The sequence below is a fragment of the Nocardioides kongjuensis genome (assembly GCF_013409625.1).
Taxonomy (GTDB): Bacteria; Actinomycetota; Actinomycetes; order Propionibacteriales; family Nocardioidaceae; genus Nocardioides; species Nocardioides kongjuensis.
In genome coordinates this window covers 1,319,588-1,337,796 of the sequence record NZ_JACCBF010000001.1, presented here as the reverse complement: position 1 = coordinate 1,337,796, position 18,209 = coordinate 1,319,588, and the positions used below count along the sequence as shown (strand labels likewise).

The 18,209-nt window shown below is 72.4% G+C and carries 21 protein-coding genes and 1 riboswitch; of the genes, 5 read left to right on the top strand and 16 right to left on the bottom strand.

The genetic code is table 11. The features are described from left to right. Nucleotides 1-61: 61 nt before the first annotated feature. A riboswitch (glycine riboswitch) is annotated at nt 62-152 on the bottom strand. 58 nt (nt 153-210) lie between these two features. From BJ958_RS06360 to BJ958_RS28400, 13 genes are all read right to left on the bottom strand, one after another. Beyond that, a complete protein-coding gene (locus BJ958_RS06360; protein ID WP_179726066.1) occupies nt 211-861 on the bottom strand; it encodes a MerR family transcriptional regulator in 651 nt (216 codons plus the stop codon). 120 nt (nt 862-981) lie between these two features. Continuing rightward, nucleotides 982-1,452: a bifunctional nuclease family protein gene (locus BJ958_RS06355; protein WP_179726065.1), complete on the bottom strand. Its 471-nt coding sequence runs from the start codon at nt 1,450-1,452 to the stop codon at nt 982-984. Nucleotides 1,453-1,482: 30 nt separating this feature from the next. Next, a complete protein-coding gene (ftsR, locus tag BJ958_RS06350; RefSeq protein ID WP_179726064.1) occupies nt 1,483-2,214 on the bottom strand; it encodes a transcriptional regulator FtsR in 732 nt (243 codons plus the stop codon). A gap of 2 nt (nt 2,215-2,216) precedes the next feature. Further along, the gene (locus tag BJ958_RS06345) at nt 2,217-2,735 is read right to left on the bottom strand and encodes an FHA domain-containing protein (RefSeq protein ID WP_179726063.1); all 519 of its coding nucleotides are present in this window, start codon (nt 2,733-2,735) and stop codon (nt 2,217-2,219) included. 40 nt (nt 2,736-2,775) lie between these two features. Beyond that, complete coding sequence (gene gcvH / locus BJ958_RS06340) at nt 2,776-3,165, bottom strand: glycine cleavage system protein GcvH (protein WP_179726062.1); 390 nt, start codon at nt 3,163-3,165, stop codon at nt 2,776-2,778. A gap of 10 nt (nt 3,166-3,175) precedes the next feature. After that, nucleotides 3,176-3,925: a DUF881 domain-containing protein gene (locus BJ958_RS06335; RefSeq protein WP_179726061.1), complete on the bottom strand. Its 750-nt coding sequence runs from the start codon at nt 3,923-3,925 to the stop codon at nt 3,176-3,178. Further along, a complete protein-coding gene (locus BJ958_RS06330) occupies nt 3,918-4,250 on the bottom strand; it encodes a DUF1290 domain-containing protein (protein WP_179726060.1) in 333 nt (110 codons plus the stop codon). The genes BJ958_RS06335 and BJ958_RS06330 overlap by 8 nt, the downstream gene beginning before the upstream one ends. Further along, complete coding sequence (locus BJ958_RS06325; protein ID WP_179726059.1) at nt 4,247-5,116, bottom strand: DUF881 domain-containing protein; 870 nt, start codon at nt 5,114-5,116, stop codon at nt 4,247-4,249. The genes BJ958_RS06330 and BJ958_RS06325 overlap by 4 nt, the downstream gene beginning before the upstream one ends. Beyond that, nucleotides 5,109-5,687: a cardiolipin synthase ClsA gene (gene clsA, locus BJ958_RS06320; RefSeq protein ID WP_273517394.1), complete on the bottom strand. Its 579-nt coding sequence runs from the start codon at nt 5,685-5,687 to the stop codon at nt 5,109-5,111. The genes BJ958_RS06325 and clsA overlap by 8 nt, the downstream gene beginning before the upstream one ends. A 38-nt stretch (nt 5,688-5,725) precedes the next feature. Then, the gene (locus BJ958_RS06315) at nt 5,726-6,790 is read right to left on the bottom strand and encodes a hemolysin family protein (RefSeq protein WP_179726058.1); all 1,065 of its coding nucleotides are present in this window, start codon (nt 6,788-6,790) and stop codon (nt 5,726-5,728) included. Further along, the gene (locus BJ958_RS06310; RefSeq protein ID WP_179726057.1) at nt 6,783-8,147 is read right to left on the bottom strand and encodes a hemolysin family protein; all 1,365 of its coding nucleotides are present in this window, start codon (nt 8,145-8,147) and stop codon (nt 6,783-6,785) included. Before BJ958_RS06310 ends, BJ958_RS06315 begins: the two co-directional genes overlap by 8 nt. Further along, complete coding sequence (locus tag BJ958_RS06305; protein ID WP_179726056.1) at nt 8,144-10,003, bottom strand: acetoacetate--CoA ligase; 1,860 nt, start codon at nt 10,001-10,003, stop codon at nt 8,144-8,146. The genes BJ958_RS06310 and BJ958_RS06305 overlap by 4 nt, the downstream gene beginning before the upstream one ends. Further along, nucleotides 10,000-10,662, bottom strand: a complete 663-nt coding sequence (locus tag BJ958_RS28400; RefSeq protein ID WP_273517386.1) for a DapH/DapD/GlmU-related protein — start codon at nt 10,660-10,662, stop codon at nt 10,000-10,002. The genes BJ958_RS06305 and BJ958_RS28400 overlap by 4 nt, the downstream gene beginning before the upstream one ends. Before the next feature lie 80 nt (nt 10,663-10,742). On the opposite strand from BJ958_RS28400, the gene BJ958_RS06295 reads away from it, so the two are divergent. Next, entirely contained in the window at nt 10,743-11,891 is a 1,149-nt protein-coding gene (locus tag BJ958_RS06295) for a CDP-glycerol glycerophosphotransferase family protein (protein ID WP_179726055.1), read from the top strand. A 12-nt stretch (nt 11,892-11,903) separates the two neighbouring features. Further along, complete coding sequence (locus BJ958_RS06290; RefSeq protein ID WP_179726054.1) at nt 11,904-13,244, top strand: TIGR04338 family metallohydrolase; 1,341 nt, start codon at nt 11,904-11,906, stop codon at nt 13,242-13,244. On the opposite strand, the gene BJ958_RS06285 is transcribed toward BJ958_RS06290, so the two are convergent. Then, complete coding sequence (locus tag BJ958_RS06285) at nt 13,228-13,809, bottom strand: TetR/AcrR family transcriptional regulator (protein ID WP_179726053.1); 582 nt, start codon at nt 13,807-13,809, stop codon at nt 13,228-13,230. The genes BJ958_RS06290 and BJ958_RS06285 overlap by 17 nt on opposite strands. Nucleotides 13,810-13,939: 130 nt before the next feature. Between BJ958_RS06285 and BJ958_RS06280 the strand changes: the two genes are divergently transcribed. Continuing rightward, nucleotides 13,940-15,148: a cytochrome P450 gene (locus BJ958_RS06280; protein WP_179726052.1), complete on the top strand. Its 1,209-nt coding sequence runs from the start codon at nt 13,940-13,942 to the stop codon at nt 15,146-15,148. A 5-nt stretch (nt 15,149-15,153) separates the two neighbouring features. On the opposite strand, the gene BJ958_RS06275 is transcribed toward BJ958_RS06280, so the two are convergent. Next, entirely contained in the window at nt 15,154-15,525 is a 372-nt protein-coding gene (locus tag BJ958_RS06275; RefSeq protein ID WP_179726051.1) for a hotdog fold thioesterase, read from the bottom strand. Next, nucleotides 15,522-16,385, bottom strand: a complete 864-nt coding sequence (locus BJ958_RS06270) for an SDR family oxidoreductase (RefSeq protein WP_179726050.1) — start codon at nt 16,383-16,385, stop codon at nt 15,522-15,524. The genes BJ958_RS06275 and BJ958_RS06270 overlap by 4 nt, the downstream gene beginning before the upstream one ends. 102 nt (nt 16,386-16,487) lie before the next feature. Here BJ958_RS06270 and BJ958_RS06265 point away from each other — a divergent pair, with 102 nt between their 5' ends. Both BJ958_RS06265 and BJ958_RS06260 read left to right on the top strand, forming a co-directional pair. Continuing rightward, the gene (locus tag BJ958_RS06265) at nt 16,488-17,222 is read left to right on the top strand and encodes a PaaX family transcriptional regulator C-terminal domain-containing protein (RefSeq protein WP_179726049.1); all 735 of its coding nucleotides are present in this window, start codon (nt 16,488-16,490) and stop codon (nt 17,220-17,222) included. Between the two features lie 17 nt (nt 17,223-17,239). Further along, on the top strand, nt 17,240-18,208 hold the full coding sequence (locus tag BJ958_RS06260) for a cation diffusion facilitator family transporter (RefSeq protein WP_273517374.1): 969 nt from the start codon (nt 17,240-17,242) through the stop codon (nt 18,206-18,208). The last annotated feature ends 1 nt before the right edge of the window (nt 18,209 follow it).

The following is an 18,209-nucleotide window of genomic DNA, read 5'->3' as shown; positions in this document are numbered from 1 at the left end:
GTCGATGAAATGAATCGAGCCCTCCCCCTCTGTCGGCGCGTCACTGCGCCTTCAGAGTTGCCTGCTCCGCACGGTCCTGGCGCCTGAGAGGTTCCGGGGAGGGATTGCCCCTTCGGCGCAGGCACGGGGCCTGACTCTCCCGTGCAGCATCAACAGCAGGAACAGCCTACAGGTACGACGCCTGTACGGCCGTCCTCGTCCGTTCGGTCGTCAGCCGACGTGGCGCGCAGCGCGGCGCGCGGCCAGCTCGTCGCCGGCGACCGGGCCGGTCTGCTCCGCGACGTTGGCGTGCTCGCTCGGGAGCTCGGCCAGCGTGCCCTCGATCTCGCGCCACACGCCGCCGATGGCGATGCCGAACACGCCCTGGCCGCCCTGCAGCAGGTCGATGACCTCGTCGTTGCTGGTGCACTCGTAGACCGAGGCGCCGTCGCTCATCAAGGTGACCTGGGTCAGGTCGTCGGTGCCACGCTCGCGCAGGTGGCTGACCGCGGTGCGGATGTTCTGCAGCGAGATCCCGGCGTCGAGGAGCCGCTTGATGATCTTGAGGATCAAGATGTCGCGGAAGCTGTAGAGACGCTGCGAGCCGGAGCCCTTGGCGCCGCGCACGCTCGGCTCGATCAGGCCGGTGCGGGCCCAGTAGTCGAGCTGGCGGTAGGTGATGCCGGCGGCGTTGCACGCGGTCGGGCCGCGGTAGCCGAGGTCGCTGGGCAGCGGCGAGACGTCGTCGGTGAACAGGAGGCCCTGCTCCTCCGCGGCAGCAGTCGCCGCGGTCACGTCCTGACCGACCTTCTCGGGCTGCTGCTCGTTCACGGAACCTCCAGGTCGCGGCGCTTCAGGCAAGGGGGATTGCACTGCTGTCATTTCGACTCCCTCAAGGTACGTCCGCGGCGTCGGGCCGGTCAAAGACGTCGCCGGGCGTGTCGCCGAAAACCCTCAACCTGAGCCTGAGGTTGACAGCTGACCCCCCTCGGGATCCGGGGCTCAACCCTCGGCGCCGAAGTCCTCGGGCGAGACGTGGTCGAGGAACTCGCGGAAGGCCTCGACCTCGTCCTCCTCCTCGGCGGGCGCGGCCAGACCGGCCTCGGCGAGGACCTCCTCGGAGCAGTAGATCGTCGTACCGGTGCGCAGGGCGAGCGCGATCGAGTCGGAGGGACGCGCACTCACCTCGACACCGGAGGCGAAGACCAGGGTCGCGTAGAAGACGCCCTCGCGGACGTCGGTGATCCGCACCTCGCTGAGCTCGTTGCCGGTCGCGGTGAGCACGTCGCGCATCAGGTCGTGGGTCAGTGGTCGCGGAGGGACGACGCCCTGCTGGGCGAAGGCGATGGCGGTGGCCTCGACCGCGCCGATCCAGATCGGCAGGTAGCGGTCCCCCGCGACCTCCCGGAGCAGCACGATCGGCTGGTTGGAGGGCATCTCCACCCGGACACCCATCACGTCGACCTCGCGCATGCGTCCAGCCTACTGCGTCGATCGAGCCGCTCAGATGCGGCGCAGGCCCGCCTTGACCAGAGTCGCGTGGAGGCGCACCGAGAGGGCGGCGATCTCGCTGACCGCCTCCTCCGCCCGGGCGCTCGCACCGGCGTCGCGCCCCTTGCGCGGGGTCACGACCTGCTGGATCAGCCCGACCTCGCGGTCGGCCGCGGTGCGGAAGGCGCGCAGGTGACGCGGCTCGATGCCGTAGTCGGCCAGCTCGCGTGCGGTCTGCGCGATCACCAGGGCGTCGGTGTCGTAGTGCCCGGTCGGCGAGGGGCTGATGAGGGCGAACGACTCGAGCTGGCCCAGGAGGTCCTCGTCGATCTCGGCCACCTTGATCAGCTCCTTGCGCGAGAGCCGCAACCGGTCGGTACGGCGGAACGACTCGGGCGCCGGCAGCCCGTCGGCACCCAGCGCGACGGTCGGCACGGTCGGCACGACGGGCTCGGGCTCGGGCGGGGTCAGCCCGCGGTCGATGGCGTCGAGGTGCTCGCCGATGACCTTGAGCGGCAGGTAGTGGTCGCGCTGCATCCGCAGGATGTAGCGCAGCCGCTCGATGTCGGCCTCGGAGAACTTGCGGTAGCCGGCCGGCGTGCGCTCCGGCTTCACCAGCCCCTCCGACTCGAGGAAGCGGATCTTGGGGATGCTGATGTCCTCGAAGTCGGCGCGCAGCCGATCGAGCACCTGGCCGATGTTGAGCCGCGGCTCCCGCTCGCCCCGAGCGACGGCAGCGGTCATGCTCAGGCGCTCTCGTGGCCTGCGAAGAAGACCAGGCGGTACTTGCCGACCTGGACCTCGTCGCTGTCCTTGAGCTGGACCTTCTCGATCCGGTCCCGGTTGACGTAGGTGCCGTTGAGGCTGCCCGCGTCCTCCACGGTGAACGTGTCGCCGTCGCGGCGGAACACGGCGTGGCGGCGCGAGACCGTGACGTCGTCGAGGAAGATCCCGCTCTCCGGGTGACGGCCGGCCGTGACCTCGTCGGCGTCGAGCAGGAACCGGCTGCCCGAGCCCGGCCCCTTCTGGACGACGAGCAGGGCGTGGCCGACCGGCAGGGCGTCGACCGCCGCTGCGTCGACGGGGCTCAGGGCGCGGTCGGAGGTCTCGACGCCCGCGCCGGCGCTCGCTCCGCCACCGAACTGGATCGTCGCGGTGGCGTCGGTCAGGGGCGCCGGCTCCGGCGCCACCAGGCGGGTCCCGCACTGCGAGCAGAAGCGGGCGTCATCGGGGTTCTGCCGACCACAGGCGGTGCAGAACGGCATCAGTTGCTCCTCACGGTGGGTCTCTTACGAACCTACCGGATCAGTTGTCGAGCTGGGCCTCGTACGCCGCAGCGTCGAGAAGTCCGTCGAGGTCGCCGGCGTCCGCGGGGACGACCTCGAAGAGCCAGCCGGCGCCGTAGGGATCGGTGTTGACCAGCTCGGGCGTGGCGTCGAGCGCCTCGTTGACGGCGACGACCTCACCGGTGACCGGGGCGTAGACGTCGCTGACCGACTTGGTCGACTCGAGCTCGCCGCACGAGTCGCCGGCCGTGACGGTCGCGCCGACCTCGGGGAGCGAGACGTAGACGATGTCGCCGAGGGCGTCCTGGGCGTAGTCGGTGATCCCGACCCGCACCGAGCCGGCACTCTCGCCGGGCTGCCGCAGCCACTCGTGCTCGACGGTGTACTTCAGGTCCGCGGGGTTCGTCATGGCCCGAAGGCTACTGCCCCTGGTCCGGAACGGCATACGAAGGCCGGTCGCGTCGCACGACGGATTCGATGTCGACCGTGCGCAGCTGCTGGACGCTGACCGTGGCGCCGTCCTCCTCGAGCTGCTTCTTGGGTCCCAGGGCGAAGGTCATCGCGTTGGCGAGCGCACCCGGCTCACCGATCGCGACGATGCTGTAGGGCGCCTCGATCCGCTCGCCGTCGACGACGAAACCGCCGTCGGCCTCGGTGAACGACGTCTGCGCCACGACCCGCACCTTGCCGTTGATCTCGATCGCCTCAGCACCGACGGTGCGCAGCTCCTGGACGGTGTCGAGCAGGGAGCCGAGGCGCACCCGGCCGTCCTCCTCCTTGATGGTGACGCGCAGGCCCGGGCCGGTGACGGGCACCAGGCCGGCCAGGATGTTGAGGTCGTCGACCTCGGCATCGGCCTGATCGATCGCGGTCTGCCGCTTCGACGAGTCGTCGCGCAGGCCGCCGGCGACCTTGTCGAGCCGGTCGATCTCGGTCTCGGTCCGCTGGCGGGCACCGGCCAGGCCGTCGAGCAGGTCGATCAGCTCCTGCTGGCGGAGCCCGGCGTAGGTGTCGTCGGTGTCGGCGGTGCGCACCTGCGTGACCGCACCGAAGCCCAGGAGCGCGAGCAGTCCTGCGGCGACGAGCTGCTTGCGCGAGGGTCGCAGCAGGGCCGCCTTGAGCCGGTCGACGGGGCTCTGCTCGGGCGCCTCCGGGTCGAGCTCAGGCATGGAAGATGTGCCTGCGGATGGCGGCGACGTTGGTGAAGATGCGGATCCCGAGGACGACGACGACGCCGGTCGTGAGCTGGCCGCCGACGCCGAGGCGGTCGCCGAGGTAGACGATCCCGGCTGCGATCACCACGTTGCTGAGGAACGAGACCACGAAGACCTTGTCGTCGAAGATGCCGTCGAGGTAGGCGCGCAGCGCGCCGAAGACGGCGTCGAGCGCGGCGACGACCGCGATCGGCAGGTAGAGCTCGACCGACGGGGGCACGTCCGGCTGGAACACGAAGCCGAGGACGACACCCACGACGAGTCCGAGAACCGCGATCACGGCCCGTCACCTCCCTGCTGCCCCTGGGGCGTGGTCTTCTTCTGCTCGGCCGACCGTAGCCGCCCCAGCGCGCCGGGCGCGGCAGGCAGGTGCAGGTCGTCCACATTGTCCATCTTCTGCTCGAAGCCGTACTGCCGGGCCAGGGACAGGAACCGCAGCCCGGCCTGGGAGTCGGCGAACTTCGACGCCAGCGTCCTGCGGTCGCCGATCGCCAGGATCGTGAACGGCGGCGCCACGCCGACGCCGTTGACCTCGATCGCCTCGCCGACGTTCGTGATGCCGCCGTGGGCGTTGAGCCGCTGGCCGTTGACGGCGATCGCCTCGGCGCCCGCCGCCCAGAGCCCGTCGACCAGGAGGGCGAGGTCGGAGTCGCGCAGCTGCTCGTCGGGGCCGGCGTACGGCGGGTTGTCGAGCCGGACCCGTACGCCGGAGCCGGTCACCGGCGCGAAGCCGGTCAGGGCGCCGACCTCGGAGACGCGGGCGCGCAGCGCGCTGAGGCGTGCGCCCAGCGTGCGCAGCTCGGTCTCGGCGCTGGCATTGGCGGTCCGCAGCCGGGCAGCCTCGTCCTGAAGCCGGCTGACCGTGGCCCGCCGCGCCTCGATCCGGTCGATCAGGCTGGCCCGGCTGGCGTCGGCGACGTCGGAGTCCTGGGAGGTCTGCACGCCCGCCACGGTCACGAGCATCGCGAACAGCCCGACCACCACGACCACGCCGACCCGGTAGCCGTGCCGGGGGCCGGTCTCCCCCGCTCCCCCGGCCGCGAGCGTCGCCGCCCGCGACGCGGCGACCTGGTAGTCGCGGTCGAGCGCCTCCTGCGTGATCAGCGTCAGCAGCGGAGTCCGGGCCCGGTCGAGGCTGTCAGGCATGGGTGCGTCGTTCGGTGCTCGCGAGCAGCTTGCGCACCTGCCAGGCGTAGAGCACGCCGGCCCACCAGTACAGGCCGATCCCCCACAGTGCGAAGGCCCAGCCGAAGACCTGGGCCAGCACCGCGACCCGCCCCTCGCCGTCGCCGAGCAGGAGCAGCGGGAAGGCGTAGAGCAGGTTGAAGGTGGCGGCCTTGCCGAGGAAGTGGACCGGAAGCGCGCTGTAGCCCCGGGTGCGCAGCAGCGGCACCAGGCCCCACAGCAGCAGGTCGCGCAGCGGCAGGCACAGGGCGACCCACCACGGGATGATGTCGCGCATCGCGAGGCCGACCACGACGGCGAGGATGTAGAGCCGGTCGGCGATCGGGTCGAGCAGCTGGCCGAGCTCGGAGGTCTGGTCGAGCTTGCGGGCCAGCCATCCGTCGAGGAAGTCGGTGACGCCGGAGGCCATCAGGACGACGAGCGCGAGGACGTCCGCCTCGGGACCCAGCACGAGGTAGAGGAACAGCGGGACGCCGAGCAACCGCAGGAAGCTGATCAGGTTGGGCAGCGTCAGCACCCGTCGAGCAGCCACGGACGACACTGTAGTGGCGGGGGTCGGGGTCGGCGTGCTCACGGGGCCGAGGGCTCCTCGGAGTGTGCGGCGTCGCGGATCTCGCCGACGAGCTCCTCGATGACGTCCTCGAGCGCGGCCACGCCGAGCGTGGTGCCCGCGGGGTCGACGACGCGGGCCATGTGGGCGCCGCGGCGCTGCAGCACCTCGAGGGCGTCGTGCAGCAGGGTGTCGTCGGTGACCGTGGCGAACGGCCGGATCCAGCGGTCGGCGACGGGCCGCTCGCGTCGCTCCTCGTCGGGCTCGAGGACGTCCTTGATGTGGAGGTAGCCGAGCAGGTCGACCGGGTCGCCGCCCTCGGCGACCACCGGGAACCGGCTGAAGCCGGTGGCGGCGCACAGCGCCTCGACGTCGGCGCCGGTCGAGCCCCGGACGACGGTCGCGAGCGAGTCGGGCCGCATCATCACCTCGCCGACGGTCTTCTCGGTGAAGCCCAGCGCGCCGGAGAGCCGGTCGTACTCGTCCTCGGCGAGCAGGCCCTCGCCGTGCGACTCCTCGACCAGCGCGGCGACCTCCTCGCGGGTGAAGGTGCTGCCGATCTCGTCCTTGGGCTCGATCCGCAGCAGCCGCAGGATGCCGTTGGCGATCGCGTTGATCGTGGCGATGACCGGTCGCAGCACGGTGACGATGCCGAGCATCGGTGGTCCGAGGATGAGGGCGGCACGGTCCGGCCCGGCGATGGCGATGTTCTTGGGCACCATCTCGCCGAGCACGACGTGGAGGAAGACGACGATCGCCATCGCGATCACGAAGGCGACCGGGTGCAGCCACTCCTCCGGCACGTGCAGCTCGTGGAAGACGGGCTCGATGAGGTGGGCGAGTGCAGGCTCGCCGACGGCGCCGAGGCCGAGCGAGCAGATGGTGATGCCGAGCTGGGCGCCGGCCATCATCTCCGAGACCCGCTCCATCGCGGCCAGCGTGATCCGGGCCATCCGCGAGCCGGCCTGGGCGCGGGGCTCGATCTGGCTGCGTCGCGCGGAGATCAGCGCGAACTCCGCGCCGACGAAGAAGGCGTTGGCGGCCAGCAGGACCACCGCCAGCAGCACGCCGCCGAGGTCACCCATCGGTCCCGGCCTCCTCGTCCGGCTGCACGGGCTCGACGCGCAGCGAGATCCGGTCGATCCGCAGGCCGTCCATGTGGTCGACGGTCAGCACCGCCCGGCGCGCGGGCTCCTCGTCGTCCTCGCCCCCCACGGGCAGCGGCACGACGGCGACGTCGCCGGTCTGCGGGATCCGCCCGAGCAGCTTGAGCACGAGCCCGGCCACCGTGTCGTAGTCCTCGCTCTCGGGGAGCTCGATCCCGGTCAGGTCCTCGACCTCGTCGGGGCGCAGCAGGCCCGAGAGCGACCAGGTGCCGTCGCGGCGCAGCCGGCCGCGGCTGCCCAGGCGGTCGTGCTCGTCGGCGATGTCGCCGACGATCTCCTCGATCACGTCCTCGAGCGTCACGATGCCGGCGTGGTCGCCGTACTCGTCGAGGACGATGGCCAGCTGGAAGCCGTCGGCACGCAGCAGGGCGAGCAGCGGGTCGAGGCGCAGCGAGTCGGGCACCAGGATCGGCTTGGCCATCAGGTGCTTGACCTTGGTGGTGGCGCGCTCGTGGAGCGGGAGCGCGACCGCGTTCTTGACGTGGACGGTGCCGACGACGGCGTCGGTGTCGTCGAGCACCGGGAAGCGGGAGTTGCCGGACTCGCGGGCGAGCGCGATCACCGCACTGGCCCGGTCGTTGGCGTCGAGCGTGCGGGTCCGGACCCGGGGCGTCATGATCTCGCCGGCGGTGCGGGTGCCGAACTCGACAGAGCGCTCCATCAGCTCGGCGGTGTCGGCGTCGAGGGTGCCCTCGTCGGCCGAGTGCTGGATCAGGGAGGCCAGCTCGGTGGAGCTGCGGGCCGAGCGGAGCTCCTCCTGCGGCTCGACGCCCAGGCGCCGCACGATCGCGTTGGCGCTGCCGTTGAGCACCTTGATCGGCCCGCGCGCCGCCGCGGTGAAGACCCGCATCGGCCGCTGGGTCAGCCGGGCGGTGGCCATCGGCAGCGCGATGGCGACGTTCTTGGGGACCAGCTCGCCGATCAGCATGGTCAGCAGGGTGCTCAGGGTGAGCCCGAGCGCGACGCCGACCGGGCGGACCGCGCTCTCGGACACGCCGGCCGTCTCCAGCGGGCCGCGCAGCAGCTCGGCGATCGCCGGTTCGGCGAGGAAGCCGATCGCCAGGTTGGTGATGGTGATGCCGACCTGGGCACCGGAGAGCTGGGTCGACAGGGAGCGCAGGGCCTTCTGGAGACCGATCGCCGCCGGGTCGCCGTCGGCGGCGGCCCGGTCGACCTGGCCGCGGTCGACGGTGACGAAGGCGAACTCGGCTGCGACGAACAGTCCGCACGCGAGCACCAGGAGGATGGCGAGTCCCAGCAGTAGCCAGGCGGTCATCGGGTTCTGCGGCTCCTGCCCACGGTTCGGTACCAGTCGATCAGCTCTGGGACGTCCACACTACCGGGGTCGTAGGAACTGCCGAGGTCCTGACCCGCGAGGACCTTCTTCACCGGCACCTCGAGCTTCTTGCCGGTGCGGGTGTGCGGGATGCCCGGAGCGGCGATCACGACGTCGGGGACGTGCCGCGGCGAGGCGTGGGTGCGGACGGCGTCACGGATCCGTGCGTCGAGCGCCTCGTCGAGCTCGACGCCGTCGGCGAGGACGACGAACAGGGGCATCCAGTAGCCGCCGTCGGGCTCCTCGAGCCCGATGACCAGCGCCTCGCGGACCTCGAGCAGCGCCTCGACCGGCTCGTAGATGTCGCCGCTGCCCATCCGGATGCCGTTGCGGTTCAAGGTCGCGTCGGAGCGGCCGTGGATGACGACCGAGCCGTGGTCGGTCAGCGTGATCCAGTCGCCGTGGCGCCACACACCGGAGAAGGTGTCGAAGTAGGCCTCGTGGTAGCGGCTTCCGTCGTCGTCGCCCCAGAAGCACAGCGGCATCGAGGGCATCGGCCGGGTGACGACGAGCTCGCCGACCTCGCCGCGCACCGGGTGACCCTCGGCGTCGAACGCGTCGAGCGCGACGCCCAGGCAGGGCCGGGACAGCTCGCCGGGCCAGACCGGCAGCGTCGGCGCCGTGCCGACGAAGGCGCTGACCACGTCGGTGCCGCCGCTGATCGAGCAGATCTGGACGTCGGGGCCGAGCTCGGCCTGGAGCTGCTCGTGGCTGCTCGCCGGGAAGGTCGAGCCGGAGATCCCGACCCGGCGCAGCCGCGAGAGATCGTGCCCGGCCGGTCCCACGCCGGCCTTCTGGCAGGCGGCGACGTAGCCGGGGCTCATCCCGACGACCGTGACGCCGAGGCGCTCGGCCACGGCCCACAGGCCGTCGGTCGCGGGGTGGGCCGGGCTGCCGTCGTACGTCACCACGGAGGCGCCGGTCAGCAGGGCGCCGACCACGAAGTTCCACATCATCCACGAGGGCGTCGTGAACCAGAACAGGCGCTCGCCGGGGCCGAGGTCGAAGTGGTAGGCCGCGACCTTGGCCTGCTCCAGCAGCGCGCCGCCGTGGCCGTGGACGATGCCCTTCGGCCGGCCGGTGGTGCCCGACGAGAAGAGCACCCACAGCGGGTGGTCGAAGGCGACGGCCACCGGCTCGAACGGCACGTCGGAGGCCAGCGCGTCGTCCCACGCGGGAGTCCCGACCTCGAGCACGGCGCGCAACGTCGGCAGTGCGGCGCTCAGCTCGGCGACGACGTCGCTGCGGTCGTGCTCCCTGCCGCCGTGGACGTACGACGACGCGTGGACCAGGACGACCGGGTCGAGCTGCTCGAAGCGCGAGCGGGCGGCGGAGGCGGCGTAGTCCATGCCGCACACCGACCAGGTCGCGCCGAGGCTGGCCGTGGCGAGGAAGGCGACGACCGCGTCGGGGGTGTTGGGCAGGAAGCCGACCACGCGGTCGCCCTGCCCCACACCGAGGTCGCGCAGGGTCGCGGCCAGGCTCGCCGTACGGCGCCGCAGCTCGCCCCACGTGATCTCGACGGTCGCGGACGGGTCCTCGCACGCGCCGACGACCGCGACCTCGTCCTCCGGGCGGCCGTCGAGGACGGTGGCGGCGTAGCTGACCCGGGCCTCGGGGAACCACACCGCGCCGGGCATCCGCTCCTCGGCGAGCACGGGACCGGGCAGGTCGAGGCCGAGGTGCCGGGCCACGCCCGACCAGAACCCGTCGAGGTCACGGACCGACCAGGCCCACAGGTCGTCGTAGCCGCCCGGGACCCCGACGAAGCGGGCGAGCTCCTCGATCCGGCTCATGAGGTCAGCGTAGGCGCGTCGCCCGCCACGCGGGACCAGGTGCCGTCGGCGTCGAGGCGCCGGATCAGCCTGGCCGGGACGCCGCCCACGACGGCATGGTCCGGGACGTCGCCGCGCACGACGGACCCGGCTGCGACGACGACGTTCCGCCCGATCGTGGTGCCCGGCAGGATCATCGCGCCGTGGCCGATCCAGGTGCCGGAGCCGATGGAGACCGGCTGGTGGGTGCCGAACTGGAGGCCGACGGGGAGCTCAGGGTCCGTGTAGCCGTGGCTGGCGTCGGAGACGAACACGTCCTGGCCGAACCAGACGTCGTCGCCGATCTCGATCGACTCGTGGGCGGTGATGGTGATCCGGGCGCCGAGGACGCAGCGCTCACCGACCCGCAGGCCGCGCTCGGGCAGCACAGCCTGGGTCGGGCCGTAGCCGACCGAGAGGGTGGCGTACTTGCCGATCAGGGTGTCGCGCCCGATGTGGATGGCGCTGGCGTTGACGACGTCGGACAGCGGGAACGCCAGGCAGGCGCCGGGCCCGAAGCTGCCGAAGGTCTCGGCCAGGGAGCTGTCCGGCGAGACGTCGCCCACGTGCTCGGCCCACCGCCAGGCAGCATGGACGGAGCGGTTCAGGAGGCGGCGGAGCGGGCGCCGGAGATCGAGCACCGGGCGAGGTTACCGAAACGCAACCTGCGCGGTGGCTCGCCGGTTCGGCGACCCACCGTTCGTGGCCGTAGTATCCGCCGGTGCAGAAGCCCCACGTCATCGCCTACTTCGCCGACGACCCGACCCGGGTCTACCAGCTGCTCCAGTGGCTCCCGGTGCTGGAACGGCTCGATGACACCCATCCCGTGGGCATCCTGACGCGCGACCCGCAGACCCGCGCCGTCGTCGAGGAGCGGACCTCGCTGCCGGTGTTCTTCGCGCCCGGCTTCGCCGACCTCGCGGCGACGTACGACGAGCTGGACGCCAAGGTCGTCGTGTACTGCAACAACTCGATGCTCAACTTCAACTCGCTGCTCGACGGCCGGATGCTGCACGTGCACATCAACCACGGCGAGAGCGACAAGCAGTCGATGATCTCCAACAACGCGAAGGCCTACGACCGTGTCTTCGTCGCCGGCGAGGCGGCCGTCCAGCGGCACCGGGCGGCGCTGATGGAGCTCGACGAGCGCCGCCTGGTCCGGATCGGCCGGCCGCAGCTCGACCTGCGCCCGGCTCCCCTGCTGCCGACGAGCGAGCGACGTACCGTCCTCTACGCGCCGACGTGGGAGGGCGACGCGGGCTACAACGACTACACGTCGGTCGACGTGTTCGGCGTCGACATCGTCCGCTCGATCCTGGCGGTGCCGGACGTGCGGCTCGTCTACAAGCCGCACCCGAAGGTCACCACCAGCTTGACGCCCGCGATCCGCGAGGCGCACCAGGCCATCCTCGAGCTGGTGGAGCGAGCCGCCGAGGCCGACCCCGAGGCCGGGCACGCCGCCATCTGGCAGGGCGACATCCTCGCCGTCTTCCCGGGCTGCGACGCGATGGTCACCGACGTCTCCTCCGTCGGCCTGGACTGGCTCTACCTGCAGACCGACAAGCCGATCCTGATCACCGACCGGCACCACGACGCCGAGCGGCTGCGCCAGGAGGTGCCGGTCAGCCGTTGCGCCGACGTCATCGACACCGAGGACCTGCCCGGCCTCACCGAGCTGCTCACCGACCGGCTCGAGCACGACGAGCACCGGATCGCCCGCGCCGCGATGCGCCACCACTACTTCGACGACAACGGCGTCGGCGACAGCACGGTGCGCTTCGTCGAGGCGATCACCGAGCTCGTCGAGCTGCGCGACCAGCTGCGGGGCGAGCTGGCGACGGGTGACGCCGGAACTGTCGGGGCTGCCTGACAGGCTGGGCGCATGCCCGACACCCGCGAGGTCTACGCCGCCGAGGACCTGTTCGCCGGCTGGCTCGACGAGGCCGCGCGCACGCCGGGTGAGCCGCTGCGGATCCAGGTCGGCGGCACACTGCAGTCCTTCGAGCCCGAGACCGAGCCGCGGTTCACCGACCCGGCGCACGTCCAGGAGTTCGTCGACAGGGTGCTCGCCCACCTGGTCGCCACCGGGAGCCCCTACGACGACGGGGCGGGCCTCGACCTCGCCACGGTGCCGGTCGTGGTCCGGGCGCGACGGGGCAACGCCAAGGCGCACTACGAGTACGACGAGCTGCCCTCGCGGGGCGTGGTCGCGATCCCGCCGCGCGAGGTAGGCGGGTCGTGGTCGTTGCGCGCCGCCGTCGTGCTGCACGAGGTGGCCCACCACTTGGCGGGCGCGCTCGGGCACGGCCCGGAGTTTCGCACCACCTACCTGAGGCTGCTCGAGGACCTCGGCATGCCGGTGCTGGCCGACCTGCTCCACACCGCCTACCGGCTGCACGGGCTCGACACCGGTGTCGACGGCGAGGACCGGACCCTGCTGCGGATCGGGCGGCTGCTGCGCCAGGCCGAGCGGACCTCCAACGCGGCCGAGCGCGAGGCCTTCTTCGCCAAGGCGCAGTCGCTGGCCACCCGCCACCAGATCGCCCTCGCGGTCGCCCGGGCGAGGGCCGGTGCCGAGGAGAAGCGCGAGGAGCCGACCTGGGAGACGGTGCTGATCGGCGAGTCCGGCAAGCGCTCGCTGGCCCGTTACGTGCGGCTGATCCTCGAGATCGCGCGCGCCAACGACGTGAGGGTGGCGATCTACACCAGCAACACCCGGGTCACGCTCTACGGCTTCCCGTCCGACATCGCGGTGGTCCAGGCGCTCTACGCCACCTTGGTCACCCAGATGGTCGCCGACGGCGACGCCCACCTGCGCTCAGGCGCCCACAAGGCCGACCAGCGCGAGGTCTGGAACGCGCGGCGCCGACGCTGGGAGCTGAAGCCGGTGCACGGATCGACCGCCCGGGCGGCGTTCTACGAGGCCTGGGCCGACCACATCGGCGAGCGGCTCGCGGCAGCGCGGGCCTCGGCGAGGGCGGCAGCGGTCGCGGCCGATGCGCCGGTCGCCGACGGGCCGACGTCGACCGAGCTGGCCATCCGCGCGCGTGAGGTCGAGGTGGTCGACTACTTCGGCCGGATGCAGCGCGACCACGGCATCCGCGGCACGTGGAAGGGCGCCGCGCAGGCCGGCCACGCTGCCCCCGGGTCCCGCGACGCCGGCACGCGGGCCGCAGCTCGGGCGAGCCTGGGCACCGAGCGCGCGATCACGGGCCGCTCCTGAGCCGGGGCACCTCGGCGCTCTCCAGGCCGAGCGGCGGGACGACGTACGCCGCCACCAGGGCGCGCTCGGTCGCCGGGTCCGCGCCCGGCATGGCCACCAGCGACAGCACCGAGCGGACGATCCACTCACCGTCCCGGCTGTCCGGACGGGAGGCGCCGGTCAGGGTCCGGGCGAGCGCGGTGACCCCGTCGGGGCCGCCGAGCAGGTCGTCGATGCTGCCGCGCTCGCGCAACCAGGTGGCGGCGACGGGGTCGTCGCGGATCGCAGCGGCGGCGGTGACGATCGCCTCGGTCGCCCGTTCGGCTCCGGTCGTCCCGGCCGTCGCCTCCTCGACCCGCGCGACGACCGCTGCCGCACCGTCGGTGAGCAGGGCGTCGATCAGCGCCGCACGGCTCCCGACGAGGCGGTAGAAGGTCGCCCGCGAGCAGCCGGCGCGGCGGGCGATGGCGTCGGCCGTCGTCCGCTCGATGCCCCGCTCGAGGAAGAGCTCGCCCGCGGCGCGGTGGATGCGCCGTACGGCGGCCTCGCGGCGCCTCCCGTCGAGCAGCCAGTCGCCCTGCGTCATGCGCAGAGGGTCTCGCACCGAGACACTTCCGGACCACCTCCAGGCAGGGAATGAGACACAAAGTGGGTAACTCGTCGCGGACCTGTCCGCTTCTGCTGACGCACCGCTGCCGCGGCCCGACACTGGCTCCATGTTCGACGTGTTCGACCCGGCGCTGGTCGCCGACCCGTACCCGGCACTGGCCGGGCTGCGATCCCGCTCCCCCGTCCACCGCGTCCCCGGGACCGACGTCCACCTCGTCTCGTCGTGGGACCTGGTCCAGGAGGTCCTCGGCGCGCCCGGGACCTACTCCTCGAACCTGCGCTCCGTGCTGCTGCGCCGGCCGGACGGCACCGCGACGTCACTTCCGATGGACGGCGGAGGCACGATCGAGCAGGTCCTCGCCACGGCCGACGACCCGACCCACAAGGTCCACCGCACGGCCGTGCTCAGCACGATCGGACGCCGGATCCGGGCACTGGAGTCCTCGGTGACCGGGCAGGTGGACCGGCTGTGGTCGGCCCACTTCTCCGGGACCTGCGGTGACTGGGCCGTCGACATGGCCGACCGGCTGCCGCTCAACCTGGTCGCCGAGCTGATCGGGCTGGCACCCGACGACGTCCCGGACCTGCTGCGCTGGGCCTACGAGAGCACGGAGATGCTCGGTGGCTGGGTCGACGAGGCGCGGCTGGACGCGACCGTCCGCGCGTCGTTCGCACTGCACGAGTACCTCGCCGCACGCTTCGAGGAAGCCCTCGACCGCCCCGGCGACGACCTGATGGGCGAGCTGGCGCTGGCCGTGCAGCTCGGCGAGCTCGAGGTCGGCACCGCAGTCCTCGTCCTGCTGCAGCTGGTCGGCGCCGGTGGCGAGTCCACCGCCGGCCTCCTCGGCACGGCGGCACACCGGCTGGCGACCGACCGCTGCCTGCAGAACCGGCTGCGCGCCGAGCCGGACCTGGTCGACGCGTTCCTCGACGAGTGCCTGCGCCTCGAGTCACCCTTCCGCGGGCACTACCGGCACGTGCTCGCCGACACCACGCTCGGCGGCGTCGACCTGCCTGCCGGCAGCACCCTGCTCCTGCTCTGGGGTGCCGCGAACCGCGACCCGGCCCGGTTCGAGGAGCCCGACCTGCTCGACCTCGGCCGGGACGGCGTGCGCCAGCACCTCGCCTTCGGCCGTGGGATCCACTTCTGCGTCGGCTCGGCGCTGGCGCGGCTCGAGGCGACGGTCGCGATCCACGCGCTGCTGACCCGGACCAGGTCGTTCCGCCTCGACGGCCCGGAGGACGAGGCCGCCGCCTGGGTGCCGAGCATCATCGTGCGCCGGCACTCGCGGCTCCGGCTCGCCCTGGAGTGCTGAGACCGTCAGCGGGTGCGGCGGTTGGCCCGCCCGTTGGCCCGGGCCACCAGCTCGTCCCCGTGGGTGACCCGGATGACGAACAGGTCCTCCCTGGCCAGCCGCTCGGCGACCTCGGCCGTGGCCACGAGCGCGTCGCCCGCCCGAGCCGGGCGCACGTAGTCGACGTGCACCGCGCTGACCACGCCCGAGTGCTCGGCGTCATTGGCGGCCGCCGCCAGGGCGATGCCGGCCAGCGAGAAGAGGAACGAGCCGTGCGCGGTGCCGTGCGGGTTCAGGTGGTCGTCGGTGACGGTCACGCGTGCCTCGGCCCGGCCGCCGCCGTACCCGACCACGTCGACGCCGAGGGTCGCGGCGAACGCGTCGCGCGGACCGCTCACCGGGTCTGCCCCGCCGGCGGGTCCACGAAGATGTCGTACTCGAGCTCCCCGGTGCCGCCGTACGACGACAGGTCGCTCACGCCGGCCTCGCGCAGCACGTCGACGTCGAGCACGGCGTTGCCGGTGAACTCGCGCGAGGGACGGGTCAGCACCTCGATCGCGGCGTCGGCCATGATCTCGGGCGTGCGCGCCTTCTGCATCGCCGCGTCGCCGCCGAGCAGGTTCTGCACGGCGGAGGTGGCGATCAGCGTCTCGGGCCACAGGCAGTTGGCGGCGACACCCGCCTCGGCGTACTCCGCCGCCCAGCCGAGGGTCAGCAGTGACATGCCGTACTTCGCCAACGTGTACGCCGGGTGCTTGCCGAGCCACTGCGGCGACAGGTTCAGCGGCGGGCTGAGCGAGAGGACGTGCGGGTTGGTGCCGGTGCGCAGGTGGGGCAGGCAGGCGCGGGTCAGCAGGTACGTGCCCCGCAGCTGGATCTGGGTCATCAGGTCGAAGCGCTTGACCGGGAGCTCCTCGGTGCTGTCGAGGGCGATCGCCGAGGCGTTGTTGAGGCAGATGTCGATGCCGCCGAAGCGCTCGACGGCGCGCGCGACGGCGTCCGCCACCGACGCCTCGTCGCGGACGTCGCCGACGACGGCGAGCGCCTGGCCGCCCGCGGCCTCGATCTCGGCGGCCGCGGTGTGCACGGTGCCGGGCAGCCGCGGGTCCGGCACGTCGGTCTTCGCCAGGAGGACGACGTTGGCGCCCTCGCGCGCCGCCGCCAGCCCGATGGCCAGTCCGATCCCCCGGCTGCCGCCGGACATCATCAGGGTGCGTCCAGCAAGGCGCTGCTGGGGTGTCTGCGCTGTCTCCGTCATGGCGGCACCGTTACATATGACGGACAGTTGTGCCAAGAGTGTTAGATATAGGTCACAACAGGCGAGCGACGGCCGTCGGAGTTCTGTAACATCCCTGTCGTCATGCCTGATCTCAAGCCCGTCTCGACCCGGTCCGCGCTGCTCACCCTGCTGCTCGGCGCCGAGGTCCCGCGCCTGACCACCCGCGAGCTGGTCGCGGCCGCCTCGGTCGTGGGCTTCGCGGAGCCGACCGTGCGCGTCGCACTCTCGCGGATGACCACCGCCGGCGACGTGGTCCGCGACGAGGAGGGGGCCTACCGGCTCTCCGAGCGGCTCGTCGTACGCCAGCGACGGCAGGAGGAGGCCGCCCACCCGTCGCTGCGGGAGTGGGACCGAACCTGGGACCTGGTCGCGGTGACCACCGCCGGGCGGACGGCGAGCGACCGCGCCGAGCTGCGCGCCGCGCTGAGCGACCTGAGGCTCGCCGAGCTCCGCGAGGGCCTGTGGGCCCGGCCGGCCAACCTCGACCTGGCCTGGCCGGAGGCGGTGAGCGAGGTGTGCGAGCGGTTCACCGGCGCGGCCCCCGCCGCCGAGCCGGCGTCGCTGTGTGCTCGCCTGTGGGACCTCGACGGGTGGGCCGCGACCGCCCGTCGGTTGCTCGACGCGACCGCCACCGACGACCCGGTGCTGCGGTTCACCGCCTGTGCCACCTCGGGGCGCCACCTGCTCGCCGACCCGGTGCTACCGGCCTCGCTGCTGCCCGACGACTGGCCGGGCGACGCCCTGCGCGCCTCGCACGTCGCCTACAAGCAGTGGGTCGTCGACATGCGGCGCAGCCTCACCGACGGGGCCGCCTGAGACATCACAATGGCCGGGTGACGTCCACCGAGCGCAGCGAGAGCCTGGTCACGGTGCTCGTCGCCCTGTCCGCCAACGCCCTGATCGCCGTCGCCAAGTCCGTGGCCGCCGGCGTGACCGGCTCGGCGTCGATGACCGCCGAGGCCGCCCACTCCTGGGCCGACACCGGCAACGAGGTGTTCCTCCTCGTCGGCGAGCGCAAGGCCGCCCGGCCACCGGACGCCGAGCACTCCCTCGGCTACGGCCGGGTCGGCTACATCTGGTCGATGTTCGCCGCCTTCGGACTCTTCTCGGTGGGCTCCGCGGTGTCGATCTGGCACGGCGTCCAGTCCCTGCACGCGGAGGAGGAGGCGCCGTCGTACGCCTGGGCGTACGCCGTGCTCGCGGTGGCGTTCCTGCTGGAGGGCACGTCCTTCCTGCAGGCGCTGCGCCAGGCCCGTGACGCCGCCGTGCCGCGTCGGCTGCATCCGCTGCGCTACCTCAAGATCACCTCGAACCCGATGCTGCGCGCGGTCTTCGCCGAGGACTTCGCCGCGCTCGTCGGCCTGGTCGTGGCGTTCGTCGGCATCCTGCTCCACCAGCTCACCGGCGACCCCGTGTGGGACGCGCTCGGCTCGATCCTGGTCGGCATCCTGCTCGGTGTGGTCGCGCTCTTCCTGATCCGCCGCAACATGGACTTCCTCACCGGCGAGGCGGTCACGCCGCTGGCCCGCAACATCGCACTGCGCGCCCTGCTCGAGCACCCGGAGATCGCGCGGATCAGCTACCTGCACATGGAGTGGGTCGGCGCGGACCGGATCTTCCTGGTCGCCGCCGTCGACCTGGAGGGTGACGCCCCGGAGTCCGACGTCGCCGGGCGGCTCGGCGCGATCGCCGACGCACTGCACGACCGGCCGGAGATCGTGCGCGCGGTGCTCACGCTCACCCGGCCCGGCGACGAGACGGACCTGCGGCCCGGGGAGCTGCCGGACTGGTACCTGAGCTGAC